Genomic DNA, 24548 nt, shown 5'->3' with positions numbered 1-24548 from the left:
TATCGGATGACGGGAAGCGCACGTTCACCGCCCGTTCACGGCCCGATCAACCCGGTCTGCGTGGCCGCCTTTGCCGAGATCATCATCGGGGATCCGGGGCCCCCGCCACAAACCGTGGCCCCAGACCGCCGCATTCACGGCATCGAGCATGTCCCCGGCGTACCGCCTTGGAACGGCTCATCGGGCACACTTCGGGACAAGGGGAGCCGGGCGCGGAACCCGGCATAGGGTGGGCGTCCATGACATGGCTGATCACAGGTGGGGCCGGATACATCGGGGCGCACGTCACGCGGGCGATGGCGGAGGCCGGGGAGCACGTGGTCGTGCTCGACGATCTCTCGGCCGGTGTGCCGGAGCGGCTCCCGGAGGACATCCGGCTGGTGCAGGGCTCGTCGCTCGACGCAGAGCTGCTGAAGCGGGTCTTCGCCGAGCACGCCGTGACCGGTGTGGTGCATCTCGCCGCACGCAAGCAGGTCGCTGAGTCCGTCGCGCAGCCCACGCGCTACTACCAGGAGAACGTGGGCGGTCTCGCGACGCTCCTGGAGGCGGCGGCCGGCGCCGGCGTCGAGCGCTTCCTCTTCTCCTCCTCGGCGGCCGTCTACGGCAACCCCGGTGTGGATCTCATCACCGAGACCACGCCCTGCGATCCGATGAGCCCGTACGGCGAGACCAAGCTCGCCGGTGAGTGGCTGGTCCGGGCGGCGGGCCGGGCGCACGGCATCGCGACCGTGTGTCTGCGCTACTTCAACGTGGCGGGCGCCGCCGCTCCGGAGCTGGCCGACACCGGCATCTTCAACGTGATCCCGATGGTCTTCGACCGGCTCTCCCGCGGTGAGGCCCCGCGAATCTTCGGCGACGACTATCCGACGCCGGACGGCACCTGCGTACGCGACTACATCCACGTGGCCGACCTCGCGGAGGCGCACCTGGCGGCGGTCCGGCGGCTGTCCGGGGGCGCCACGGGCGACCTGACGGCCAACATCGGGCGCGGTGAGGGCGTTTCGGTTCGCGAACTGGTCACCCTGATCGGCGAGGTCAGCGGCGACCACCGGCCCGCGGTCGTCGAGCCGCGGCGTGCGGGCGACGCCCCGCGCGCCGTCGCCTCGGCCGCGCTGGCCGCCCGGGAGCTCGGCTTCACGGCACGGCGGGGGGTACGCGAGATGGTCGAGTCGGCGTGGCAGGGATGGCAGGTGCACCAGCGGGGAACGTCCGCGGTCTGACCGGTTCCGTGCTCTGACCTGCGCATCGTTTTCGCAGGTCAGAGCATATGACAACGGTGTTCAATGCCGCGTTGCCACATACCCCCCGCCCGTAGTTCACTGTGATCCCGGGCAGAGCACAGGAGGCGGCTTCCATGGGGGCTGGGCACGACCACGGACATGCGCACGGCGTTCCCCCGACGGGTACGGCGGCAGCGGCGTACCGCGGGCGGCTGCGCGTCACGCTGTCGATCACGCTCACCGTCATGGTGGTCGAGATCGTCGGTGGGCTGCTCGCCGATTCGCTCGCGCTCATCGCGGACGCGGCGCACATGGCGACGGACGCGCTGGGTCTGGGCATGGCGCTGCTGGCGATCCACTTCGCCAACCTGCCGCCGAGCGGCAACCGCACCTTCGGGTACGCCCGTGCCGAGATCCTCGCCGCGCTCGCCAACTGTCTGCTGCTGCTCGGCGTGGGCGGCTACGTGCTGTACGAGGCGATCCAGCGCTTTGTGACCCCGGCCGACACCCAGGGCGGCCTGACCGTCGTGTTCGGTCTGATCGGCCTGGTCGCGAACATGGTCTCGCTCACCCTGCTGATGCGCGGCCAGAAGGAGAGCCTCAATGTCCGGGGCGCCTTCCTGGAGGTGGCCGCGGACGCGCTGGGCTCGGTCGCGGTGCTCATCGCCGCGACCGTCATCCTGACCACCGGCTGGCAGGCCGCCGACCCGGTCGCCTCGATCCTCATCGGCCTGATGATCGTCCCGCGGACCTGGAAGCTGCTGCGCGAGACCCTCGACGTACTGCTGGAGTCGGCGCCCAGGGATGTCGACATGACGGAGGTGCGGGCGCACATCCTGGCCCTGCCCGGGGTCGAGGACGTCCACGATCTGCACGCCTGGACCATCACCTCCGGGATGCCGGTCCTCTCCGCTCATGTGGTCGTCGGCACCGACACCCTGAACGCGATCGGTCACGAGAAGATCCTTCATGAACTCCAGGGCTGCCTCGGTGACCACTTCGATGTCGAACACTGCACCTTCCAGCTCGAACCGGGCGGGCACGCCGAGCACGAGGGGAAGCTCTGCCACTAGGGCGTGTCCGGTCGATCACGGCGGACAGACAGGGCCCCAGCCGGGCCGACGGGACCCTCGGGACAGCGACAGGAGCCGACGGGACCCGGACAGGCCGTCGAGACGCGGTCGCCTGCGCTCCGGGCGGCACCCGCCCCCCGGGGGGTACCGAGCGGAGGCCGGCTTCGTGCCCGCTTCGGAGTACGGCATCCGCCCCGGATCCGGGGTACCGGCCGAACACATGACGGCCCTGGCCCTGAGCGGTTCCTCGTCCGTGGCAGCGGGCACGATCAGGTATCCGGCCGCTTTCGGCGTCTGACCCACGTCGACCGCGTGTCCCGTTGCGATGTCGGGGGGAGAGACATGCGGAGCGCCGCGAGTGTCCGGAGTGCCGGTTTCGTACGGCAGACTTGGGACCCGAAGACCGATGCGAAGGATGGGTATGCCGATCACACCTGCCACCGCGACGCACAGTTCGTCGAACGGCACCGCTGAAGCGATCTTGCTCGAACTGGTCGACGAGGACGGCACGACGATCGGCACAGCGGAGAAGCTCACCGCCCATCAGCCCCCCGGGCAGCTGCACCGGGCGTTCTCCGTCTTCCTCTTCGACGAGCGCGGGCGGCTCCTGCTGCAGCAGCGCGCCCTCGGCAAGTACCACTCCCCCGGTGTCTGGTCGAACACCTGCTGCGGCCACCCCTACCCGGGCGAGTCGCCCTTCGCGGCGGCGGCCCGGCGGACGTACGAGGAGCTCGGGGTGTCCCCGTCGCTGCTGGGCGAGGCGGGCACGGTCCGCTACAACCACCCGGACCCGGACTCGGGCCTCGTGGAGCAGGAGTACAACCACCTCTTCGTGGGGATGGTCCAGGCCTCGCTGCGCCCCGACCCGGAAGAGGTCGGGTCGACCGCCTTCGTGACCGCCGACGAGCTGGCAGCGCGGCACGCGAAGGAGCCCTTCTCGTCGTGGTTCATGACGGTCCTGGACGCGGCGCGTCCGGCGGTCCGAGAGCTGACGGGCCCTTCCGCCGGCTGGTGACGTCTCCCGGGACAGGGCCTAGCCGACGTACGGCTTGAGCGGCAGGGCGGCCCAGATCACCTTTCCGCCGCCCGCCGTGTGCTCGACGTCGCACACCCCGCCCGCCTCCTTGGTGATCTCACGGACCAGCAGCAGACCACGGCCTCCGGTCTGCCCGTGGTCGGCCTCCAGGGCGGTGGGGCGGTAGGGGTGGTTGTCCTCCACGGAGATCCGCACCCACTCGGCGCCGACGGCGACCTCCACGGCCAGCATCGGCGACAGCAGCGCCGCGTGCCGGACCGCGTTGGTGACCAGCTCGGAGACGATGAGCAGCAGCCCCTGGACAAGGTCGTCCGAGAGGGGCACTCCCTGGCGGACGAGCAGGTCCCGCACGGCGTGGCGCGCCTGCGGCACGGAGGGGTCGACGGCGGGGGCGGTGAACCGCCAGACGCCCTCGTACGGCAGCGGGTCCGGGGGTCTTGGACCGAGGGGCACCTCCCCGCCGCCCGCAGGGCGTGAGTCGGCCCCCCGCCCCTGGTTCTCCATCGTCCGGTCGCCACCCTTGCGCTCGATTGTCACCACACAGTCGAGTGTTGGGAACGCGCTGGTCCGTACCGAAGTACTGAACAGAAGTCAGCGAGTATCGACAGCTTTCCGACTGTCGGCGCACGACTTCGACGGGAGCGTGACTGTTCCTGTCGCCGTTGTGCCGCCTTCGGGAACTATTCGGGTTGTACGGGTTTGGCGCCGGGCTCGTCCGATTCGTACCGCCGCCCCAGCCCCGGCGTCGATGATCGTACGGAGGAGGGGTGCGGTTAGCATCCGGTGCATGGAGCCGCAGCTGCTGCACAGCGTCGCCGACGGGGTGGCCACCGTCGTCATCCGCCATCCGGCCAAGCGCAACGCCATGACTGCCGGTATGTGGGCGGCGCTGCCGCCCCTGCTCGACGGGCTGAGCGCGGACGCCGCCGTGCGCGTGCTGGTGCTGACGGGCGAGGGCGGGACGTTCTGTGCCGGGGCCGACATCTCCGCCCTGCGCGGCTCACCGGACGAGGCCCAGGGGCTTTCGGTCCGGGCCGAGGAGGCGCTCGCGGCCTTTCCGAAGCCGACGCTGGCGGCCGTCCGCGGGTACTGCGTGGGCGGCGGCGCCCAGCTGGCGGCGGCCTGCGATCTCCGGTTCGCGGAGGAAGGCGCGCTGTTCGGGGTGACACCGGCGAAGCTGGGGATCGTCTACCCGGCCTCCTCCACCCGGCGGCTGGTGTCGCTGGTGGGGCCCGCCACCGCCAAGTACCTGTTGTTCTCGGGCGAGTTGATCGACACGGAGCGGGCCCTGCGGACGGGCCTCGTGGACGAGGTGCTGCCGGAGGGCGAACTCGGCAAACGTGTCGCCGAGTTCGCCCGGGTCCTGGCCGCGCGCTCGCAGCTGACGCAGGCCGCCGCCAAGGAGTTCGCGGACGGGCGCACGGACCGGGACGCCTACTGGTCCGGGCAGGCGCGTGGCAGCGGCGACACCGCGGAGGGTGTCACCGCGTTCCTGGAGCGCCGGCAGCCGCGCTTCAGCTGGACGGTGTCGGGCTGACACCGCGCCGGCGCCACTGCTCGACCAGGTCGGCCGGCGCCTTCTCCGGGGATCCCGCGTCGTAAGGAGGCTGCGGGTCGTACTCGGTGAGCAGCTGAACGGACTGGGCGACCCGGTCACCGGCGATCCGGCCGACGAGGGTGAGGCCCATGTCGATGCCCGCGGAGACCCCGGCCGCGGTGACGTACTTGCCGTCGGTCACCACGCGGTCGCCGGCCGGCTCCGCTCCGAACTGCTCCAGGTCGTCCAGCGCGAGCCAGTGCGAGGTGGCGCGGCGGCCCTTGAGGAGGCCGGCGGCGGCCAGGACCAACGAACCCGTGCACACGGACGTGGTCCAGGTGCTGGTGGCGTCGGCACCGCGCAGCCAGTCGAGCAGGACGTCGCTCCGCATCGCGCCGCTGGGGTCGGGGCCGCCCGGCACGACGACGATGTCCGGGCTCGGGACCTCGGCGAGGGAGCGGTCGGCGGTCAGGGAGAGGCTGTCCCGGTCGTCCCTGACCGGCCCCTTCCGCTCGGCGACGAGGACGACCTCCGCGTCCGGAATGCCACCGAGCATCTGGTACGGGCCCACCGCGTCGAGGACGGTGAAGCCTTCGTAGAGGACGATCGCGATCTGCATGGAGTTCCTTTCGGTGCGTGACTGTCCCGCAGGACGGTTGGGCCGGCGGCGGGTGCTTCAGCGGGCCGGGTGGAAGCGACGCCGGTATTCGGCCGGGGAGGCGGCGAGGGTCCTGACGAAGGCGCGGCGCATCGCCTCCGGGGTGCCGTAGCCGCAGGCGCGGGAGATCTCCTCGACTCCGTCGGTGGTGTCCTCCAGCAGGCGCCGGGCGTGTTCCAGGCGGACCCGGTCGACGTACCGGCCCGGCGTCATGCCCGTCTCCGCCTGGAAGGCGCGGGCGAAGTGCCGGGGCGAGAGCCGCGCGCGGGCGGCGAGCGACTCGACGGACAGCTCGTCGCCGGGGTGTTCGGTGATCCACTGCTGGACTTCGCGCAGCGGCTCGCGCTGGGCGGTCTGGACGGCCAGCTGGGCGCTGAACTGGGCCTGGTTGCCCGGCCGGCGCAGAAAGACGACCAGATGACGCGCGATGGTGAGGGCGGCGTCACGGCCCAGGTCCTCCTCGACGAGGGCGAGCGCGAGATCGATTCCGGCGGTCACTCCGGCCGATGTGGCGACGTTTCCGTCGCGTACGTAGATGGGGTCCGGGTCGACCTCGATCGCCGGGTGGTCGCGTGCGAGCTCGGCGCAGTACGCCCAGTGCGTCGTCACCCGGCGGCCGTCCAGGAGACCCGCCTCGGCGAGCAGCCCGGCTCCGGTGCAGACGGAGACCAGACGCTCGGCGCGCGGGCCGTGCCTCCTCAGCCAGTCGATCAGACGCGGATCCGCGTCCCGGGTGCCCGGACCGCCCGGGACGAGGAGGGTGTGCGGGGCGGGGGCGTCCGCGAGCGAGTGGTCCGGTACGAGGGTGAGGCCGCTGCTGGTGCGCACCGGAGCGCCGTCCAGCGAAGCGGTGACGATGCCGTACGAACCGCCGCGGTAGACGTCCGCACCCGCGAAGACCTCGATGGGGCCCGTCACGTCGAGGCTCTGCACGTCGTCGAAGAGGACGACCAGGACGGTTCGCATGTGTTGATTCTGGAAGCCGGGACCGATGGCCGCAATGACGAGCACCCCACCTTTCCTGACATGGCGCGCACTGCGGTTCCTCACGTACCGACCAGTCGGTAATGTGCCCTCATGACCTCTCTGCCGGAGCGCGCCGGGCGGCGCTGCCACAACGTCCTCAACCCGCTGCACTCGACGCACTACTTCTCCCCCGACCTGGGGCGCGAGCTGGCCGCGGTCGGGATCGACGACGACAGGGGCGCGTATTTCGCCGCGCGGGCCGCCGCCATGGGCGCGGTGGGCCCCGGCACGGTGACGGCGACGTTCTACAACTTCAGCCACGAGCTGGTGTCCGGGCATGTGCCCGGGGTGTGGCGGTCCGCGTCCCCGGAGACGGTCCTCGCCGCACGCGTGCGTGCCGTGGACACCACGCTGCGGCGGCTGCTCGGCGAGGAGCTGATCGCCGCCAAGGAGATGGCCGAGGCGGCGGAGCTCGCGCTGCGGGCCACCGAGGCGTGTGTACGGACCGCGCGTCCGCTGTACGCCGCGCACGCCGACCTGCCCGTCCCCGAGGAGCCGCACCTCGCGCTCTGGCACGCGGCCACCCTGCTGCGCGAACACCGCGGCGACGGCCATCTCGCGGTGCTGCTCGGCGCCGAACTCGACCCGGTCGAGGCACTGGTGAGCCACACCGCGACCGGCCGGGGCATGGCGCCGCGGTGGGCGCTCGCGACCCGGGGCTGGACCCGGGCCGACTGGGAGGCGGCCGTGGCCCGGCTGCGCGGGCGCGGGCTGCTGGACGCGGAGGGCGAGCTGACCGAGGCCGGCGTGGCCCTCCGCGCGACGATCGAGGCCGATACGGACCGGCTGGACCGGGCCCCCTACGAACACCTCGGCGCGGCGGGTGTGGAGCGGCTCACGGAGCTGGCCAAGGCCGTGCTGACCACGGCTCTGACGAATGGGGCGTTCCCCGAAGGCATGATCGGCAAGGACTGAGGTACCCGTTCGTCACCCGGCTTCGTTCACGTCAGAGCGGGAGTCCGTGCCGGGAGACGAAAGGGGAAGCGCGTGTTTCGTGCGATCGCAGATGTCCTGAAGCAGATCGGCGGTGCCATCGCCACAGTGGTGACGCTTCCGTTCCGGGCGCTGGCCCGGTTGTTCGGCGGAGCCTCCGGCTCCGGTGGGGGCCGCAGGGCCTGACCACAGCACGGCCCCGACGCGTCGGGGCCGCCACGATCCCGGCTCGGAAGCCGGACGCGACCAAACGCGTCCGGCTTCCGGCGCGTTGCGGGGCCGCCCTGATCCCCCGCTGTCGGTGCCACCTGCCACAATTGCCGCGCAACCTCAGTGGAGAAGGCGGTACGGGATCGTGACGACACCCCTCGTAGGGTCCATCGAAGGCAGGATCGCCGAGGAGCTCGGCGTACGGGAGCGGCAGGTCAAGGCCGCCGTCGACTTGCTCGACGGCGGATCGACGGTGCCCTTCATCGCCCGCTACCGCAAGGAAGCGACCGAGATGCTCGACGATGCGCAGCTGCGCACGCTCGAGGAGCGGCTGCGTTATCTGCGGGAGCTGGAGGAGCGCCGCACGGCGATCCTCGAATCGGTCACCGAGCAGGGCAAGCTCACCGAGGAGCTGGCGGCGCGGATCCGCGGCGCCGAGACCAAGGCGCGCCTGGAGGACATCTATCTGCCCTTCAAGCCGAAGCGGCGCACGAAGGCGCAGATCGCCCGTGAGGCGGGCCTGGAACCGCTGGCGGAGGGTCTCCTCGGCGACCCGTCGGCCGATCCGCTCGCCGCGGCCGCCGCGTTCGTCGACGAGGGCAAGGGGATCGCCGACGCGCAGGCCGCGCTGGACGGCGCCCGGGCCATCCTCACCGAGCGGTTCTCGGAGGACGCCGACCTGATCGGCGAGCTGCGCGAGCGGATGTGGAAGCGCGGGCGGCTGGCCGCCAAGGTCAAGGAGGGCAAGGAGGAGGCGGGCGCCAAGTTCGCCGACTACTTCGACTTCGCCGAGCCCTTCACCCAGCTGCCCTCGCACCGGGTCCTCGCGATGCTGCGCGGCGAGAAGGAGGACGTGCTCGACCTCGTCCTGGAGCCGGAGGAGCCGTCCGAGCAGCCCGGTCCGTCCTCGTACGAGGGAATGATCGCCCAGCGCTTCGGGGTCGCCGACCGCGGCCGTCCCGGCGACAAGTGGCTGACGGACACGGTCCGTTGGGCCTGGCGGACCCGCATCCTGGTGCACCTCGGCATCGATGTGCGGCTGCGGCTGCGGACGGCCGCCGAGGACGACGCGGTCAACGTGTTCGCGACGAATCTGCGCGACCTGCTGCTCGCCGCACCGGCCGGCACGCGCGCGACGCTCGGGCTCGACCCCGGCTTCCGTACGGGCGTCAAGGTGGCCGTGGTGGACGCGACCGGCAAGGTCGTCGCCACGGACGTCATCCATCCGCACGTCCCGGCCAACCGGTGGGACGAGGCCATCGCCAGGCTGGCCCGCCTCTCCAAGGAGCACGCGGTCGACCTGATCGCCATCGGCAACGGCACGGCGTCCCGCGAGACGGACAAGCTCGCCGGTGAACTCATCACGAAGCACCCGGAGTTGAAGCTCACCAAGGTGATGGTCTCCGAGGCGGGCGCGTCGGTGTACTCGGCGTCCGCGTTCGCCTCGCAGGAGCTGCCCGACATGGACGTGTCGCTGCGCGGCGCGGTGTCCATCGCCCGCCGGCTCCAGGACCCGCTGGCCGAGCTGGTGAAGATCGACCCCAAGTCGATCGGCGTCGGGCAGTACCAGCACGACCTGTCCGAGGTGAAGCTGTCCCGCTCCCTCGACGCGGTGGTCGAGGACTGTGTGAACGGCGTGGGCGTGGACGTCAACACGGCCTCCGCGCCGCTGCTCTCCCGCGTCTCCGGCATCACCTCCGGCCTCGCCGAGAACATCGTCGCGCACCGTGACGCGCACGGCCCCTTCCGGTCCCGCAAGGCGCTCAAGGACGTGGCCCGGCTCGGTCCGAAGGCGTACGAGCAGTGCGCGGGCTTCCTGCGGATCCGTGGTGGCGAGGACCCGCTGGACGCCTCCAGCGTGCACCCCGAGGCGTACCCCGTCGTACGGCGCATGGTGAAGACGGCGGGCAGCGAGGTCGCGTCCCTCGTCGGCAACACCGATGTGCTGCGCTCGCTGAAGCCGGCGGATTTCGTGGACGAGACGTTCGGCCTGCCGACCGTGACGGACATCCTGAAGGAGCTGGAGAAGCCGGGGCGCGACCCGCGGCCCGCCTTCAAGACGGCGACCTTCAAGGACGGTGTCGAGAAGCTCTCCGACCTCGTGTCCGGGATGGTGCTGGAGGGCGTCGTCACGAACGTGGCCGCGTTCGGGGCGTTCGTGGATGTGGGTGTCCACCAGGACGGTCTGGTGCATGTGTCGGCGATGTCCAAGACCTTCGTCAAGGACCCCCGGGACGTCGTGAAGTCCGGGGACATCGTCAAGGTGAAGGTGCTGGAGGTCGACATTCCGCGGAAGCGGATCTCGCTGACGCTGCGGCTCGACGACGAGGCGGCGGCCCCGGAGCCCGAGGGGGGCGGGCGGCCCCAGCGTGGGAACCGGCCGCCTCAGCAGCGGCAGCAGCAGTCGCGTCAGAGCCAGCCGCGTCAGGGGCAGGTCCGCTCCGGCGGGGGGTCGCGGCAGGCGCCGCCGCCGGCCAACAGTGCGATGGCGGACGCGTTGCGGCGGGCGGGGCTGACGGATCCCAAGCGGGGCCGGGGCTGACGTTCCGGCGTTCGGTGCCGGGTTCCCGGTCAAAGGGACCCGGCACCGGCGGGGCAGGCCGGCAGCTACCGCTCCGTCACCTTGCCGTCCGCGACCTCCAGGCGGCGGGTGGTGCGGACCGCGTCCAGCATCCGGCGGTCGTGGGTGACCAGGAGCAGCGTGCCCTCGTAGGAGTCCAGGGCGGATTCCAGCTGCTCGATGGCCGGCAGGTCGAGGTGGTTCGTCGGCTCGTCGAGGACGAGGAGGTTCACGCCCCGGCCCTGGAGGAGGGCGAGGGCGGAGCGGGTGCGCTCCCCCGGTGAGAGGGTCGCCGCCGGGCGCAGCACGTGCTCGGCCTTGAGGCCGAACTTGGCCAGCAGCGTACGGACTTCGGCGGGCTCCGTGTCGGGTACGGCCGCGCCGAACGCGTCGAGCAGGGACTCGGGCCCGTGGAACAGCTTGCGCGCCTGGTCGACCTCGCCGACGACCACACCGGAGCCGACGACGGCGTGCCCCGCGTCCAGCGGCACCCGGCCCAGCAGGGCGCCGAGGAGCGTCGACTTGCCGGCACCGTTCGCGCCGGTGACGGCGACCCGGTCCGCCCAGTCGATCTGCAGTGTCGCGGGGCCGAAGGTGAAGTCGCCGCGCCGTACCTCGGCGTCCCGCAGCGTGGCGACGACCGCTCCCGACCGGGGCGCGGCCGCGATCTCCATCCGCAGCTCCCACTCCTTGCGCGGCTCGTCGACGGTGTCGAGGCGCTCGATCATGCGCTGTGTCTGCCGGGCCTTCGCGGCCTGCTTCTCGCTGGCCTCGCTGCGGAACTTGCGGCCGATCTTGTCGTTGTCGGTGTTCGCCTTGCGCCGGGCGTTCTTGACGCCCTTGTCCATCCAGGAGCGCTGCATCTGGGCCCGGCCCTCCAGGGCGGCCCTCTTGTCGGCGTACTCGTCGTAGTCGTCGCGGGCGTGCCGGCGGGCGGTCTCGCGCTCTTCCAGGTACGCCTCGTAGCCACCGCCGTACAGGGTGATCTGCTGCTGTGCGTGGTCGAGTTCGAGGACCTTGGTCACCGTGCGGGTGAGGAACTCGCGGTCGTGGCTGACGACGACGGTGCCCGCGCGCAGGCCGCTCACGAAGCGTTCGAGCCGTTTCAGGCCGTCCAGATCGAGGTCGTTCGTGGGCTCGTCGAGCAGGAACACGTCGTAGCGGGACAGCAGGAGCGAGGCGAGTCCCGCGCGGGCGGCCTGGCCGCCGGACAGGGAGGTCATCAGCTGGTCGAGGCCGACACCGAGGCCGAGGGAGTCGGCGACCTCCTCGGCCCGCTCGTCGAGGTCGGCGCCGCCGAGGTCGAGCCAGCGCTCCAGGGAGGTGGAGTACGCGTCGTCCGCTCCCGGCGTCCCGTCCACCAGGCCCTGGGTCGCCTCGTCCATCACGCGCTGGGCCTCGGCGATGCCGGTGCGGCGGGCGAGGAACTCCCGTACGGTCTCGCCGGGCCGCCGCTCCGGCTCCTGCGGCAGATGTCCGACGGTCGCGCTCGGCGGGGAGAGCCGCAGCTCCCCCTCCTCCGGGGCGAGCAGCCCGGCGAGCAGCCGCAGCAGTGTGGACTTGCCCGCGCCATTGGCACCGACCAGCCCGATCACGTCCCCGGGCGCGACGACGAGGTCGAGCCCGGAGAAGAGCGAGCGGTCGCCGTGGCCTGCGGCGAGATTCTTGGCGACGAGAGTGGCAGTCATCAGGGGCCCGATCCTACCGAGCGCCGGTGCGGGCCTGCTCAGCGCGCCATCGCGGTCACCAGCACGCTCCCCGAGGTCCGTGCCACCACGAAGGACTCCCCCTTGACGGCCTTCGCGTCGAGGGCGATGCGATGGCTGCCCGTCTCCAGGATGCCGTCGAAGACCTCGTGGGCGTGGGTGCGGTACAGCCGGTCGAGGCGGTAGGCGGTCAGCCGGACGCGGCAGGTGGAGGTGACCTCGACCGCGGCCTCGCCGTCGGCGGCGGTCAGCCGGGTGAGGCGGCGCAGTTCGAGGGGGCGGCGGTCCAGCGCGTGCTCGATCTGGGCGACGAGGAGCGGGATGACGGGGGCCAGGCCGTCGACGTACGCGACGTCGACCTCGGCGCGGTCGAAGGACCGGCGTACGGCGGCACGTTGCTGCTCGCCGACGGCGCGGCCGAAGGCCACCGCGCCGTAGCCGCGCAGTTCGTCGGCCGGGACGTCGGCGGCGTCCTGCGTGATGTCGGCGCCGATGCCGATGGTGCGCAGGGCGGCGGCGAGCTTGGCGAGGACGGCGACACGGGCGCCGATGAGCAGGACCCGGCGCCCGGCACCGGAGTCGCCGTCGAGCAGGGAGTTCAGGGCGCTGCGGTACTCGCCGCCGTGGAAGCGGAACGGGCCGATTCCGTGGTAGCCGTTGAGCTCCAGGTCGGCCCGCTCGTCGGTCTGCCAGGCGAAGTCGCGCCAGACGAAGTCGTCGCCGGCCCGCTCGATGACCGCGGTGACGGCGCCACAGCCGATGCCCTCGCACTCGGGGCAGCCGTAGATGACGTAGCGGCCGTCGGTCAGCGGCGCCCCGGCCTCCAGCAGGAGGCTGCGCACGTGCTCGGTGAAGATCGCGGGCGGTACGTCGGAGGCGAGCGGGGAGACGGCGTCGAGGTCGGAGAGCTGGAACAGCAGGGGGCGTCCGTCGACGACGAAGTCGACGAAGTCCCGGTGCACTTGGTAGTCACCGTTGGCGAGGACTCCACCGGCACGCATCGCCGGTGCCAGGCCGAAGGTCGCGTACTCGGCAGACATGCTGTGAGTATTCCCAGAGTGAGCCTGATGTGAGCACGGCATGACATATTCCGCTAACGTCCCCGCGTGGACATGGACCCGAGCGGTGACGTGATCGTGATCGGCAGCGGCGTTATAGGGCTGACGACGGCCGTCGTCCTGGCCGAGAGCGGCCGGCGGGTGAGGGTGTGGACCCGGGAGCCCGCCGAGCTCACCACCTCGGCGGTCGCGGGTGCGCTGTGGTGGCCCTACCGCATCGAGCCGAAGGCGAAGGCCCGCGCCTGGGCGCTGCAATCACTCGACGTGTACGAGGAGTTGGCGGGCCGGCCCGAGGAGACGGGCGTACGCCTGGTCGAGGGCGTACAGGGCGAGTCGCGACTGGACGAGCAGGACGGGTGGACCTCCCGGGTGCCGGGGCTGCGGGCGTCGACGGCCGAGGAGTACGCCGGTACGGGGCTGTGGGCGCGGCTGCCGCTGATCGACATGCCGGTGCACCTGCGGTGGCTGCGGGAGCGGTTCCTGAAGGCGGGCGGGGCGATCGAGACGCGTACGGTCGCGGACCTCGCGGAGGCCGGGGCGCCGGTCGTCGTCAACTGCACGGGGCTGGGCGCCCGCGAGCTCGTACCGGATCCCGCGGTGCGGCCGGTGCGCGGACAGCTCGTGATCGTCGAGAACCCCGGCATCCGGACCTATCTCGTCTCGACCGACGCGACGGCGGGGACGACCACGTACTTCTTCCCGCACCCCGACCGGCTGGTCCTGGGCGGCACGGCTGATGAGGACGCGTGGTCGCTGTCGCCCGACCCGGCGGTGGCCGCGGAGATCGTCGCGCGGTGTGCGGCGCTGCGCCCCGAGATCGCCGGGGCGCGCGTGCTCGAGCACCGGGTGGGGCTGCGGCCGGTCCGCGACGCGGTACGCATCGAGCGTGAACCGCTCGCCGACGGACGGCTGTTGGTGCACAACTACGGTCACGGTGGCGGGGGCGTCACGGTGGCCTGGGGCTGCGCGCGGGAGGCGGCGGCACTCGCCTCCCGCTGAGCCGTCGCGTGATCCGCTGCGGAGCGGCGGCCCGGTCCGCGGAGTCCCCCTGCCGGGAGCACGAGCACGAGCCCGGTCCCGGCCGAGCGTGCGCGTCCCCGGAAGCCGTATGGGTGCTTTGCCCCATTGTGCCCATACGGCCTATCACAGGTGCCGCCGCATCACCGGGCTCAGCAGCCGGTGTCGGGCTCCCCGGCCGTGAGGTGGTACGGCGCACGCTCGTCGAGCAGGAGCGGGACGAGCGCACGCAGGGACTGCCGCAGGGGCACGAGGACGCCGTCGGCACCGCGCCGCACATGGACGCCGTGCAGAGCGAGTTCGTCGCCCACGTCGGCGAACTGCTCAGCGGTGAGCCGGTACCCGCAGGGCGGGTTCTGCATCACCTCGGCGGGCTCGGCGGGGTCGTTGTCGGCGCCGCCCACGTACACCGGCCCGCTGTCCCGGTAGCCCGCGACCCTGGCCGCGTCGGTGGCGGCCGCGAGGCGCCGACCACGTTCACCGGTGAAGGTGAACAGGCCGCCCAGCGCGGCCAGTTGGGAGTGGACACGGCGCCGGTGGTTCAGCGCCGGATCCGCCTGCTCGGCGTCGGTGAGCGGGTCGACGCGGCTTTCGATGAGCAGTCCGGCGGAGTGCTTGACGCCCGACATGTTCCGCAGGATCCGCTCCTGTCCGTCGCCCGCGGTCTGCTTGACCGGGTCGCCGGTCACGGGGTCGGTCCAGATGCCGTACGTGCCCGTCGAGTAGCCGGCCTGCTGGGCGGCGGGCCGTACGTACTCCTGCGACAGGGTGTGCGCCGCGTCGTGCACGGCCGGGTCCGTGTTGAGGTTGCGCGGCCAGAGGTCGAAGAGGTCCTTGTCGTAGTACTTGGGCGTGGCGCCGTACTCGTGCAGGTCGTAGACGATGTCGGGTGCGCGGTCGCGCAGGACCGCGGCCATGGCGCGCGTCTCGGCCGTCCTGAGGGCGAGGTGGTCGCGGTTGATGTCGACGCCGTCGCTGTTCTCGCGGGTGTCGGCGGCGCGGCCGTCGGGATTGGCGGTGGGCACCACGAGCAGGGTGGTGTTCTTCAGGAACCGCTGGGCCGGCTTGTCCTTGGCGTACGCCAGGTCGCGGATCGTGGTGAGACAGGCCTCGCGGCCGGACGGCTCGTCGCCGTGCTGGGAGCACACCAGGAGCACGGTGGTGGCCGCGCGGCGGGCGCCGACCCGGACGAGCTGGAGCGGGCGGCCCTGCCGGGTGGTGCCGATGCGGTCGACGGACATCCGGCTGCTCGCCCTGTCGACGGCTGCGAGGAAGTCCTGTTCCTCGGGCTGGGTCGTCCAGCGGGCCCCGTCGGTCCGCTCGAATCCGGTGCGCGGCGGGGTGGCGGTGGCGTGGGCGGGCACGGTCAGCAGAGGCGCGGCCAGGGCCGTGGCGGTGACCGCCACGGCCAGCGCGCGGGTGTTCAGGGGCATCAGCGGCCGTCTCCCGGGACGCGGTGGGCGGCCTGCGGGTCGCGTACGCCGTCGAGGACGGACGGGTGCGACGCGGTGGAGGAGCCGGCCGTCGCCCTGGTGAAGGCGCCGGCGCCGCCGACCAGCGGGACCCGGGCCGAGGTGCGGGACAGGTCGAGGGTGAGCGTCGGAGTGGTGGACGGCGGGTCGATCAGGTCCTTGTCGGTGCCCGCGACGATGAGCGCGAGCCGGTGGCCCTTCGGGACGACGTGGTCGGTGGCCGCCAGGTCGAGCGTGATCGTGTACGCCTTGCCCGGGGTGAGGGGGACGCCCTTCGTGTCCGAGGCATGGTTGCCGAGGTCCGCCCAGCCACGGCTGAGGACGGTGTAGTCGACGTCCGCCGTCTTCGCCTGTGTCTCCTTGAAGCAGGAGCTGTCCCCTGCGGTGCTCGGCCCCCAGCAGGTGCGGTTGGTGAGCGTCGTGATGCCCTCGCCGGCGGCGGCGTAGTCGCGGATCGTGTCCGGGCCCAGATCGACCAGGACCGCGGAGAGATGCGCCGTGGACGTGGTCGGGGTCGCCGTGACCGTCACCTTGGAGGAGCCGGCGAGCCGGAGGTCGCGGGTGAGCTGCTTGGTGACGAAGCCGGCCTTGTCGGGGGTCGGCTGGTCGATGTGCGCGGCCCAGTCGGTCTCGCTGAGCTGCGGGTCGTCCGTGAAGGTCTCGGTCCCGGGCTGCTTGCGGAGACCGAGGGTGCCGACGCCGGCCTGGGTACCGGTGCCCGGACGCAGGCTCACGCTCGCGGTGCCGCCCGGCGGCCAGGTGGCGGAGGTGACCCAGGTGTCGGGGCTGCGCTCGATGTCGGCCACCGGCTCGTCGTCGATGCCGTTGTCGTAGCCGAGGAGTTCGTGGTCGAACCAGCGGTGCAGGGTGTCGGCCCAGGCGGCGCGGCGGAAGTCGAAGGGGTCGACGTGACCGGTCTGGGAGAGCCAGATCTTGCGCTCGACGCCGTTCTCGGCGAGGGCGCTCCACCACTGGCCGAAGTTCTTGGTGCGGACGTTGAGGTCCTGCAGTCCGTGCACGACGAAGACGCTGGCCTCGACACGGTCGGCGTGGCGCACATAGTCGCGTTCGGTCCACAGCGAGGTCCAGTCACCGGTGCGGGGTGCCTGGTCGACGAGCTTCTGCTGCACGGCCGCGCACCGGGTGCGGGCGGCCGGGCTCTCCACGTAGTCGGACAGCCAGTCGGGGCCGGAGTCGTAGAGCGGGGCACCCTTGGCGAAGTAGTAGTCGTACCAGGAGGAGATGGCGCTGATCGGGACGATTGTCTTCAGGCCCTCGACTCCGGTGGCGGCGACGCCGTTGGCGACCGTGCCGTCGTAACTCTTGCCGATCATGCCGGTCTTGCCGTTGGTCCAGCCGGCCTTGGCCTTGGCGGTGCCGGTGCGGGAGGTGTAGCCCTTGGCCCGGCCGTTGAGCCAGTCGATCACGGCCTTCGCGGACTGGACGTCGGAGCGGCCGCCGACGTCCACGCAGCCGTCGGAGCGGTTGGTTCCGGCCAGGTCGACGCCGACGAAGGCGTAGCCGCGCGGCACGAAGTAGTTGTCGTAGAAGAGCGGCATCTGGACGACGTCGCCGTTCGCGTCGTACGTCTTCTTCTGGCTCTCGTTGCCGCGTCCGCAGCAGGAGTAGTACGGGCTCGCGTCCATGATCACGGGGACCTTACGGCCCTGCTGGGCGGGTTCGCGGGGGCGGACGATGTCGACGGCGACGCGGTCGCTCTTTCCGTCGCTGTCGCCGTCCAGTCCGGTGTCGACCCAGACGGATTCACGGATGGCGTTCTCGTAGGAGTAGACCGGTGTGCTCTCCCGGGGCGCGCTGTGGGCGGCAACGGGGGACACGAAGGCGGCCAGCAGGGCGGCGGTGGCCGCGGTCGCGAGCGATCTCCAGGTGATGAGGCGCACACGGCGCACACGTATCGGCATGCGCGGAAGCTACCCCGGTCAACTCCCGCGCAAAAGGGGGTTCTTGCAAGGTGCATGGGACGCAATCGGTCATGTCGGCCGAATGGCGATCGTGTGACAGGCGGGGCCATGGACATGACCGGGACAGCCGGGACTGAATAGGCTCCGAACAGACTTCGTGCCCCTACCACTTGGAGCTTGACGTGCACCGCAGATTCATCGCCCCGGGCGCACTCGTGGCCTCCCTGCTGCTGGCGATCCCGGCATCGGCGGCCAGTTACTCCCCCGGGGCGCCGGGCATCGGCGACCCCTACTACCCGGCCTACGGGAACGGCGGATACGACGTCTCCCACTACGACCTGCGGCTGCGCTACGAGCCGAAGACGGACGAGCTGGAGGGCACGGCGACCCTGCTGGCCACCGCCAAGCAGGACCTCTCGCGGTTCAATCTCGACTTCCTGCTCGATGTGAGCGAGGTGCGGGTCAACGGCGCGAAGGCGTCGTTCAAGACTTCGGGCCAGCACGAACTGGAGATCACGCCGGCGACGCCGCTGCCCAAGGGCACTGCGGTCACGGTCGTGGTCCGCTACAGCGGAGTGCCGTCCACGAAGACCGCCTACGGCTTCTCCACCTGGCACCGCACCCCGGACGGGGCCGTCGCCGCGGACGAGCCCGAGTCGGCGTGGTGGTGGTTCCCGAGCAACGACCACCCGCTCGACAAGGCGACCTACGACGTGTCGGTGTCCGTCCCGGACGGTACGCAGGCGATCTCCAACGGCACGCTCCAGTCGACGAGTTCGAAGCTGGGCCGGACCGTCTACAACTGGCGCTCCAACAAGCCGCAGGCCACGTATCTGACCACACTCGCGGTCGGCAAGTTCGACATCACGACGGGCAAGACGTCCGACGGCGTCCCGGTCATCAACGCCTACAGCAAGGACCTCGGCGACAACGACGGGGCCGCGCGGGCAAGCGTGGAGCGGACCGGCGAGATCGTCGACTGGCTGACCGGCTACCTGGGCCCGTACCCCTTCAGTGCGGTCGGCGGATACGTCCCGAACACCACGACCGGGTACGCGCTGGAGACCCAGACGCGCGTGTTCTACAGCCCCAAGCAGTTCGCGAACGGGTCGAACACCTCGGTCGTCGTCCACGAACTGGCCCACCAGTGGTACGGCGACAGCGTGTCGCTCTCCGGCTGGAAGGACATCTGGATCAACGAGGGCTTCGCGCGGTACGCGCAGTGGCTGTGGTCGGAGCACGAGGGCGAGGGCACGACGCAGGAGCTCGCGGACTACGTGTACGCGTCGCACCCCGCGGACGACGCGTTCTGGACGGTCGAGCCCGGTGACCCGGGTGCGGACAACCAGTTCGACATCGCCGTGTACGACCGGGGCGCGCTGGCCGTGCAGGCGCTGCGCAACGAGGTCGGGGACGACGCGTTCTTCGCCATCCTGAAGGGCTGGCCGAAGGAGCACCCGTACGGGAACGCGTCGGTGGCCGACTTCCAGAAGTTCGCGGAGAAGGTGTCCGGCAAGCCGCTCGCCGAGCTCTTCGACACGTGGCTGTACCAGCCGTCGAAGCCGAGCGCACCGACGGCGCGGGGCGCGTCGCTCACCTCGTCCCGGACGGCGAAGGCGCCGGTCCAGCCGAAGTCCTGGAAGAAGATCGCGGCGACCAACGCGGTGCACTGAGCGGTTCTCGGTGCGCTGGTCGGTACGCGGTGCATTGACCGGTACACGTGCACTGATCCGTTCTCGGTGTACTGGTGCGTACACGGTGCATTGACCGGTACACGGTGCACTGATCCGTTCCGGGATCGGCCGCTCACACCCGCCCCGCCCTGATCGGGGCGGGCATCCGGCCCCGGTCCCTGCGCCGGTTGCGCCGCCCGTCCGCCACTCGTGCGGCGTCAGTTGCTCCGCTCGGCGCGAGCGGCCACCGGTTCGCCGACGATGCGGTGGGCCAGCTCCGAGGCCAACTCCGAGACGGACATCCGGAGTTCGGCCTCGGCGGCCTGCCGTTCGGCCGCGATGCGCTCCTGCCCTGCGATCAGGAGCGCATCGCGCTCCCGTTGTCCGTCCGCGCGGGCCTCGGCGATCAGCACGGCACCCTGCTCACGGGCCTGCTGGCGCGTCCGGGCGGCGTCACGACGTGCCTCGGCCAGGAGGGCTTCCGTCCTGTCGCGCTCACTCTCGGCGCGGGCGCGCGCGGTAGCGGCGCGCTCGGCCGCACCCCGGATCGCGTCGTCCCGCGCCTCCAGGACCCTGTTCATCCGCGGCAGAGGAATGACGCCACCATAGATGCCGCCACTGACAGTCGGCGGGGACCGGCTAGCGGGTGAGCTTGCCCAGTTCCTGGTCCTCGTCGCGGGAGACCCGGCGGCGGACCGCGAACCAGCCGCCGACCAGCAGGAGGGCGATGAGCGGGATGAGGGCGAGGGTCTTGCGGCCGACCTCGGGGTCGTTCCACATCAGGCCGAGCACGGCGATCAGGAAGACGATCGTGACGATCTCGGTGAACGGGCTGCCGGGGAGCCGGAAGGACGGGCGGGTGACCAGCCCCTCCCTGGCGCGGCGGACGAAGACCAGGTGACAGATCATGATGATCACCCAGGTGCTGATGATGCCCAGGGACGCCACGTTCAGGACGATCTCGAACGCCTGGCTCGGCATGAGGTAGTTCAGGCCGACGCCCAGCACGCACACCGCGCAGGTCAGCAGGATGCCGCCGTACGGGACCTGGCTGCGGTTCATCCTGGCGGTGAACTTGGGGGCCGAGCCCGCCATGGCCATGGAACGCAGGATGCGGCCGGTGGAGTACAGGCCGGAGTTCAGCGACGACATGGCGGCCGTGAGGACCACCAGGTTCATCACGTCACCGGCCGCCGGGACACCGATCTTCGACAGGACGGTGACGAAGGGGCTCTCGTCGCCCGAGTAGACGGATCCGGGCAGCAGCAGGGCGAGCAGGACGACCGAGCCGACGTAGAAGAGGCCCACGCGCCACATGATCGAGTTCACCGCGCGCGGGACGACCTTCTCCGGCTCGGCGGTCTCGCCCGCGGCGACGCCGACCAGCTCCAGGGCGGCGTACGCGAAGATCACGCCCTGCATCACCAGGACGACCGGCATCATCCCGTGCGGGAGCAGGCCGCCGTGGTCCGCGATGACGCTGACGCCGGGCGTGGTCCCGCCCACCTCGTGCTGGGTGGCCAGCAGGAAGATGCCGATGAACATGAAGCCGACGAGCGTGGCGACCTTGATGATCGCGAACCAGAACTCCATCTCGCCGAAGATCTTCACCGAGATCAGGTTCACGGCCAGCACGACCGCCAGGGCGATCAGTGCCAGCGTCCACTGCGGGATGTCGGTGAACAGGCTCCAGTAGTGCGTGTAGAGCGCGATCGCGGTGATGTCCGCGATACCGGTCGTGGACCAGTTGAGGAAGTACATCCAGCCGGCGACGTACGCACCCTTCTCGCCGAGGAACTCGCGCGCGTACGACACGAAGGACCCGGAGGAGGGCCGGTAGAGGACCAGCTCGCCGAGGGCGCGCACGACGAAGAAGGCGAAGACGCCGCAGACGAGGTAGGCGAGGGCGAGGGCGGGGCCCGCGGTGTGGAGGCGGCCGCCCGCTCCCAGGAAGAGTCCGGTGCCTATCGCTCCGCCGATCGCGATCATGTTGACGTGGCGGGGCTTGAGGTCCTTGCTGTAACCGGCGTCGCCCGCATCCGCGGGCCGCTGGGCCGCTTCGGTACGGGATGCGGCCATGGCCGTGTCTACGGCGTCCTTGCTCACGGGTGGATCCACTCTCTGGTGCCCCCGCGTACGCGGTACGCGGGTGTCCGGATGTGCCTCGGTCCGCACCCGTTGCGTCGCAGCACAGACCAAGGCGTCACCTTCCCCCAGAGATCGCCCCGCATGCGATGGCACATGTCACATAGCGGCGCATCTCACATGATGATCAAGGGGTGTACAGCACCGCGACGACGTGCTGAGGGTGCGGCCGGATCGCCCGGCCCTGGGGCGGCAGGGGCCGCCGCGAGCGCGTATACCTGTGGTGAATGGCTTTCACAACACTGGTGAGACAGCAATACTGTTCCACCGGGATCACCGCACACCGAAGAGGCGAGGGGCTGCCATGACGACGGATACCGAGGAGCCGGCGCTCACGGTCGACGAACTGGCCGCGCGAGCGGGCGTCACGGTCCGTACGGTCCGCTTCTACAGCACCAGGGGCCTGCTTCCGCCGCCGGTGATCGGCCCCCGGCGCGTGGGGCACTACAGCGAGACCCATCTGGCCCGGCTCGCACTCATCGAGGAGCTCCAGCACCAGGGCATGACGCTGTCCGCGATCGAGCGGCATCTGCAGCAGCTGCCGTCGGACCTGAGCGCGCAGGACCTCGCCATGCACCGTGCCGTGGTGGCTTCCTGGGCGCCCGAGGCGACGGCGGAGGTGACGCGCGGCGAGCTGGAGCGCAGGGCGGGCCGGCCCCTCACCGAGGAGGAAGTGGACCGGCTCGTCGCGATGGACGTCGTCACCCGCGACACCGATGCCTTCCGGGTGGACCCGGGGCTGCTGCGGCTCGGCGTGCAGCTCCTCGACGCACCGATCGCGCACGAGGCGATCCTCGCGGCGCGCAGCGTGCTGCTGGAGCATTCGCGGGCGGCGGCCCACGAGTTGTCCACGCTGCTGCGCGACGCGGTGGGCGAGCGGGACTCCGTCGCGGAGGTCAAGTCCCTCTCCGCGCACATGCAGCCGCTGGTGGTGCAGGCGCTGCTCACCACTTTCCAGCGCTCCCTGAAGGAGGAACTGCGGAAGTGGCTCAAGGAGTCCTGAGAGTCCCGGCTCAGGTGCGCGGGAACCGGTCCGTCCGGTCCCCGCACACCGAGAGGCGACAACCACACACCCCTCAGGGCGACTTCAGCGCGCGTCGCTGAACTTCTCGCCCTTCTCCGCCTTCTCGACGAGCAGCGCGGGCGGCAGGAACCGGTCCCCGTAGCGCTCGGCGAGTTCACGCGCGCGTGCCACGAACCCGGCCGGGCCGGCACCTGCCGTGCCCTCGTACCCGTTGATGTACTGCAGCACGCCGCCCGTCCAGCCCGGGAAGCCGATGCCGAAGACGGACCCGATGTTGGCGTCGGCCACGGACGTCAGGACGCCCTCCTCCAGCAGTCGGACGGTGTCCAGCGACTCGGAGAAGAGCATGCGTTCCCGCATGTCCTCGAACGGGATCTCGTGGCCCGGCTTGGTGAAGTGCTCGCGCAGCCCCGGCCACAGCTTGCCGCGCTTGCCGTCCTCCCCGTACTCGTAGAAGCCCGCGCCGCCGCTGCGCCCGGTGCGCCCGAACTCGTCGACCATGCGGTCGATGACGGCCTCGGCCGGGTGCGTCTCCCAGGTGCCGCCCGCCTCCTCGACGGCCCGCTGGGACTCCTTGCGGATCTTGCGAGGCAGGGTGAGCGTCAGCTCGTCCATCAGGGAGAGGACCTTGGCCGGGTAGCCCGCCTGCGCGGCCGCCTGCTCGACCGACGCGGGCTCGATGCCCTCGCCGACCATCGCGACACCCTCGTTGATGAACTGCCCGATGACGCGCGAGGTGAAGAACCCGCGCGAGTCGTTGACGACGATCGGGGTCTTGTTGATCTGGCGGACCAGGTCGAAGGCGCGGGCCAGCGCCCCGTCCCCGGTGTGCTCCCCCTTGATGATCTCGACGAGCGGCATCTTGTCGACGGGCGAGAAGAAGTGCAGTCCGATGAAGTCGGCCTGCCGCTCCACGCCTTCGGCGAGCGCGGTGATGGGCAGGGTCGAGGTGTTGGAGCACAGCAGCGCGTCCGGCTCGACGATCCCCTGGATCTCCTGGAACACCTTGTGCTTGAGGGACGTGTCCTCGAAGACGGCCTCGATCACGGCGTCGCAGCCGGCCACGTCCTGGGGGTCCGCGGTCGGGGTGATGCGGGCGAGGAGCGCGTCCGCCTTCTCCTGGGTCGTACGGCCCCGGGAGACGGCCTTGGCGCACAGCTTCTCGGAGTAGTTCCTTCCCTTGGCCGCGGCCTCGGCGGTGACGTCCTTGAGGACGACGTCGATGCCCGCGCGGGCACATGAGTAGGCGATCCCGGCGCCCATCATCCCGGCGCCGAGGACGGCGACCTTCCGGACCGGGCGCGGCTCGATGCCCTGGGGCCGGTTGGCGCCGGAGTTGACCGCCTGGAGGTCGAAGAAGAACGCCTGGATCATGTTCTTGGCGATCTGTCCCGTGACCAGCTCGGTGAAGTAGCGCGCCTCGATGACCAGCGCGGTCTCGAAGTCGACCTGCGAGCCCTCGACGGCCGCCGCGAGGATGTTGCGCGGCGCGGGGTAGGGGGCGCCGTTCAGCTGCTTCTTCAGGTTGGCCGGGAAGGCGGGCAGGTTGGCGGCGAACTTCGGGTTCGACGGGGTGCCGCCCGGGATCCGGTAGCCGGGCTTGTCCCACGGCTGCTGCGACTCGGGGTTGGCGTCGATGAAGGCGCGCGCCTTGGCGAGCATCTCCTCGGGGGTGGCGGCGAGTTCGTGGACGAGGCCGTTGTCCAGGGCGCGCTGCGGGGAGTACTGGGTGCCCTGGAGCAGCACCTTGAGCAGCGCGTCCGCGATCCCCATGAGGCGCACCGTACGGGTCAGGCCGCCGCCGGCGGGCAGCAGGCCGAGCGTGACCTCGGGCAGGCCGATCTTGGAGCCGGGCGCGTCCAGGGCGACGCGGTGGTGGGAGGCGAGGGCGATCTCGTAACCGCCGCCCAGGGCCGCGCCGTTGATGGCGGCGACGACCGGCTTGCCGAGGGTCTCGATGCGGCGCAGCGAGGACTTCATGGCCGTACTGGTGTCGAAGACCTGCTGGGCATTCTCCGGGCCGACCTGGATCATGTCCTTGAGGTCGCCGCCGGCGAAGAAGGTCTTCTTGGCGGAGGTGTAGATGAAGCCGCGGATGGAGTCCTTCTCGGCCTCGGCGCGCTCGGCGACCGCCGCGATCGAGTCCCGGAAGGCCTGGTTCATGGTGTTGGCGGACTGGTTGGGGTCGTCGAGGACGAGCGTGACGACGCCGGTCTCGTCCTGTTCCCAGCGGATGGTGGTGCTCTCGGTCATGGGGAGGGTCTCCGGTCTCCGTTGA

The 24548-nt window shown here is 71.1% G+C and carries 20 protein-coding genes; 10 read left to right on the top strand and 10 right to left on the bottom strand.

The genetic code is table 11. From position 1 onward, the window contains the following. Positions 1 to 239 precede the first annotated feature (239 nt). The 3 genes from galE (at position 240) to idi (ending at position 3308) form a co-directional block, all read left to right on the top strand. Complete coding sequence (gene galE, locus ACFVYF_RS07970; protein WP_389452522.1) at positions 240 to 1220, top strand: UDP-glucose 4-epimerase GalE; 981 nt, start codon at positions 240 to 242, stop codon at positions 1218 to 1220. Positions 1221 to 1354: 134 nt separating this feature from the next. After that, complete coding sequence (locus tag ACFVYF_RS07965) at positions 1355 to 2293, top strand: cation diffusion facilitator family transporter (RefSeq protein ID WP_389452519.1); 939 nt, start codon at positions 1355 to 1357, stop codon at positions 2291 to 2293. A gap of 421 nt (positions 2294 to 2714) precedes the next feature. Beyond that, complete coding sequence (idi, locus tag ACFVYF_RS07960) at positions 2715 to 3308, top strand: isopentenyl-diphosphate Delta-isomerase (RefSeq protein ID WP_389452516.1); 594 nt, start codon at positions 2715 to 2717, stop codon at positions 3306 to 3308. A gap of 18 nt (positions 3309 to 3326) precedes the next feature. On the opposite strand, the gene ACFVYF_RS07955 is transcribed toward idi, so the two are convergent. Further along, positions 3327 to 3833: an ATP-binding protein gene (locus ACFVYF_RS07955; protein WP_389453573.1), complete on the bottom strand. Its 507-nt coding sequence runs from the start codon at positions 3831 to 3833 to the stop codon at positions 3327 to 3329. Between the two features lie 283 nt (positions 3834 to 4116). Here ACFVYF_RS07955 and ACFVYF_RS07950 point away from each other — a divergent pair, with 283 nt between their 5' ends. After that, positions 4117 to 4866: an enoyl-CoA hydratase/isomerase family protein gene (locus tag ACFVYF_RS07950; protein WP_389452513.1), complete on the top strand. Its 750-nt coding sequence runs from the start codon at positions 4117 to 4119 to the stop codon at positions 4864 to 4866. On the opposite strand, the gene ACFVYF_RS07945 is transcribed toward ACFVYF_RS07950, so the two are convergent. Both ACFVYF_RS07945 and ACFVYF_RS07940 read right to left on the bottom strand, forming a co-directional pair. Then, positions 4844 to 5485, bottom strand: a complete 642-nt coding sequence (locus tag ACFVYF_RS07945) for a DJ-1/PfpI family protein (protein ID WP_389452510.1) — start codon at positions 5483 to 5485, stop codon at positions 4844 to 4846. The genes ACFVYF_RS07950 and ACFVYF_RS07945 overlap by 23 nt on opposite strands. Positions 5486 to 5542: 57 nt before the next feature. Continuing rightward, a complete protein-coding gene (locus ACFVYF_RS07940) occupies positions 5543 to 6490 on the bottom strand; it encodes a GlxA family transcriptional regulator (RefSeq protein ID WP_389452507.1) in 948 nt (315 codons plus the stop codon). 111 nt (positions 6491 to 6601) lie between these two features. Here ACFVYF_RS07940 and ACFVYF_RS07935 point away from each other — a divergent pair, with 111 nt between their 5' ends. The 3 genes from ACFVYF_RS07935 to ACFVYF_RS07925 all read left to right on the top strand — a co-directional run bounded on the left by ACFVYF_RS07935 (position 6602) and on the right by ACFVYF_RS07925 (position 10235). Then, positions 6602 to 7465 (top strand): hypothetical protein, encoded by an 864-nt coding sequence (locus ACFVYF_RS07935; RefSeq protein ID WP_389452504.1) that lies wholly within the window; start codon positions 6602 to 6604, stop codon positions 7463 to 7465. Positions 7466 to 7537: 72 nt separating this feature from the next. Further along, positions 7538 to 7669, top strand: a complete 132-nt coding sequence (locus ACFVYF_RS07930) for an LPFR motif small protein (RefSeq protein ID WP_389452502.1) — start codon at positions 7538 to 7540, stop codon at positions 7667 to 7669. Between the two features lie 169 nt (positions 7670 to 7838). Continuing rightward, a complete protein-coding gene (locus ACFVYF_RS07925; protein WP_389452499.1) occupies positions 7839 to 10235 on the top strand; it encodes a Tex family protein in 2397 nt (798 codons plus the stop codon). 65 nt (positions 10236 to 10300) lie between these two features. On the opposite strand, the gene ACFVYF_RS07920 is transcribed toward ACFVYF_RS07925, so the two are convergent. Beyond that, a complete protein-coding gene (locus ACFVYF_RS07920; RefSeq protein WP_389452496.1) occupies positions 10301 to 11941 on the bottom strand; it encodes an ABC-F family ATP-binding cassette domain-containing protein in 1641 nt (546 codons plus the stop codon). Between the two features lie 38 nt (positions 11942 to 11979). Then, entirely contained in the window at positions 11980 to 12999 is a 1020-nt protein-coding gene (locus ACFVYF_RS07915) for an oxidoreductase (protein ID WP_389452493.1), read from the bottom strand. A 72-nt stretch (positions 13000 to 13071) separates the two neighbouring features. On the opposite strand from ACFVYF_RS07915, the gene ACFVYF_RS07910 reads away from it, so the two are divergent. Then, entirely contained in the window at positions 13072 to 14016 is a 945-nt protein-coding gene (locus ACFVYF_RS07910; protein ID WP_389453570.1) for an FAD-dependent oxidoreductase, read from the top strand. A gap of 170 nt (positions 14017 to 14186) precedes the next feature. Here ACFVYF_RS07910 and ACFVYF_RS07905 read toward each other — a convergent pair whose 3' ends face one another. Together ACFVYF_RS07905 and ACFVYF_RS07900 are read right to left on the bottom strand one after the other, a co-directional pair. After that, positions 14187 to 15467, bottom strand: a complete 1281-nt coding sequence (locus ACFVYF_RS07905; RefSeq protein ID WP_389452490.1) for a M14 family metallocarboxypeptidase — start codon at positions 15465 to 15467, stop codon at positions 14187 to 14189. Then, positions 15467 to 17428, bottom strand: coding sequence for a Xaa-Pro dipeptidyl-peptidase (locus ACFVYF_RS07900; RefSeq protein ID WP_389452487.1), 1962 nt, complete (start codon positions 17426 to 17428; stop codon positions 15467 to 15469). The genes ACFVYF_RS07905 and ACFVYF_RS07900 overlap by 1 nt, the downstream gene beginning before the upstream one ends. 182 nt (positions 17429 to 17610) lie before the next feature. Between ACFVYF_RS07900 and ACFVYF_RS07895 the strand changes: the two genes are divergently transcribed. After that, on the top strand, positions 17611 to 19101 hold the full coding sequence (locus ACFVYF_RS07895; RefSeq protein ID WP_389452484.1) for a M1 family metallopeptidase: 1491 nt from the start codon (positions 17611 to 17613) through the stop codon (positions 19099 to 19101). Between the two features lie 218 nt (positions 19102 to 19319). Here ACFVYF_RS07895 and ACFVYF_RS07890 read toward each other — a convergent pair whose 3' ends face one another. Together ACFVYF_RS07890 and ACFVYF_RS07885 are read right to left on the bottom strand one after the other, a co-directional pair. Continuing rightward, a complete protein-coding gene (locus ACFVYF_RS07890) occupies positions 19320 to 19682 on the bottom strand; it encodes a F0F1 ATP synthase subunit B (protein WP_389452481.1) in 363 nt (120 codons plus the stop codon). A gap of 58 nt (positions 19683 to 19740) precedes the next feature. Beyond that, entirely contained in the window at positions 19741 to 21207 is a 1467-nt protein-coding gene (locus tag ACFVYF_RS07885; protein ID WP_389452478.1) for an amino acid permease, read from the bottom strand. A 343-nt stretch (positions 21208 to 21550) separates the two neighbouring features. On the opposite strand from ACFVYF_RS07885, the gene ACFVYF_RS07880 reads away from it, so the two are divergent. Next, complete coding sequence (locus tag ACFVYF_RS07880) at positions 21551 to 22249, top strand: MerR family transcriptional regulator (RefSeq protein ID WP_389452475.1); 699 nt, start codon at positions 21551 to 21553, stop codon at positions 22247 to 22249. 84 nt (positions 22250 to 22333) lie between these two features. Here the strand turns inward: ACFVYF_RS07880 and ACFVYF_RS07875 are convergent, their stop codons facing one another. Further along, on the bottom strand, positions 22334 to 24523 hold the full coding sequence (locus ACFVYF_RS07875) for a 3-hydroxyacyl-CoA dehydrogenase NAD-binding domain-containing protein (protein WP_389452472.1): 2190 nt from the start codon (positions 24521 to 24523) through the stop codon (positions 22334 to 22336). Positions 24524 to 24548: the final 25 nt, after the last annotated feature.

Source organism: Streptomyces sp. NPDC058274, assembly GCF_042881375.1.
GTDB lineage: Bacteria > Actinomycetota > Actinomycetes > Streptomycetales > Streptomycetaceae > Streptomyces.
The sequence above is the reverse complement of the archived record's forward strand: the minus strand, read 5'-3'. Positions and strand labels throughout refer to the sequence as shown.

Excerpts from the sequence above, each read along its gene's own strand:
- galE (WP_389452522.1), top strand. The coding sequence starts at position 240 with ATGACATGGCTGATCACAGGTGGGGCCGGATACATCGGGGCGCACGTC.
- ACFVYF_RS07965 (WP_389452519.1), top strand. The coding sequence starts at position 1,355 with ATGGGGGCTGGGCACGACCACGGACATGCGCACGGCGTTCCCCCGACG.
- idi (WP_389452516.1), top strand. The coding sequence starts at position 2,715 with ATGCCGATCACACCTGCCACCGCGACGCACAGTTCGTCGAACGGCACC.
- ACFVYF_RS07955 (WP_389453573.1), bottom strand. The coding sequence starts at position 3,833 with ATGGAGAACCAGGGGCGGGGGGCCGACTCACGCCCTGCGGGCGGCGGG.
- ACFVYF_RS07950 (WP_389452513.1), top strand. The coding sequence starts at position 4,117 with ATGGAGCCGCAGCTGCTGCACAGCGTCGCCGACGGGGTGGCCACCGTC.
- ACFVYF_RS07945 (WP_389452510.1), bottom strand. The coding sequence starts at position 5,485 with ATGCAGATCGCGATCGTCCTCTACGAAGGCTTCACCGTCCTCGACGCG.
- ACFVYF_RS07940 (WP_389452507.1), bottom strand. The coding sequence starts at position 6,490 with ATGCGAACCGTCCTGGTCGTCCTCTTCGACGACGTGCAGAGCCTCGAC.
- ACFVYF_RS07935 (WP_389452504.1), top strand. The coding sequence starts at position 6,602 with ATGACCTCTCTGCCGGAGCGCGCCGGGCGGCGCTGCCACAACGTCCTC.
- ACFVYF_RS07920 (WP_389452496.1), bottom strand. The coding sequence starts at position 11,941 with ATGACTGCCACTCTCGTCGCCAAGAATCTCGCCGCAGGCCACGGCGAC.
- ACFVYF_RS07915 (WP_389452493.1), bottom strand. The coding sequence starts at position 12,999 with ATGTCTGCCGAGTACGCGACCTTCGGCCTGGCACCGGCGATGCGTGCC.
- ACFVYF_RS07910 (WP_389453570.1), top strand. The coding sequence starts at position 13,072 with ATGGACCCGAGCGGTGACGTGATCGTGATCGGCAGCGGCGTTATAGGG.
- ACFVYF_RS07905 (WP_389452490.1), bottom strand. The coding sequence starts at position 15,467 with ATGCCCCTGAACACCCGCGCGCTGGCCGTGGCGGTCACCGCCACGGCC.
- ACFVYF_RS07900 (WP_389452487.1), bottom strand. The coding sequence starts at position 17,428 with ATGCCGATACGTGTGCGCCGTGTGCGCCTCATCACCTGGAGATCGCTC.
- ACFVYF_RS07890 (WP_389452481.1), bottom strand. The coding sequence starts at position 19,682 with ATGAACAGGGTCCTGGAGGCGCGGGACGACGCGATCCGGGGTGCGGCC.
- ACFVYF_RS07880 (WP_389452475.1), top strand. The coding sequence starts at position 21,551 with ATGACGACGGATACCGAGGAGCCGGCGCTCACGGTCGACGAACTGGCC.
- ACFVYF_RS07875 (WP_389452472.1), bottom strand. The coding sequence starts at position 24,523 with ATGACCGAGAGCACCACCATCCGCTGGGAACAGGACGAGACCGGCGTC.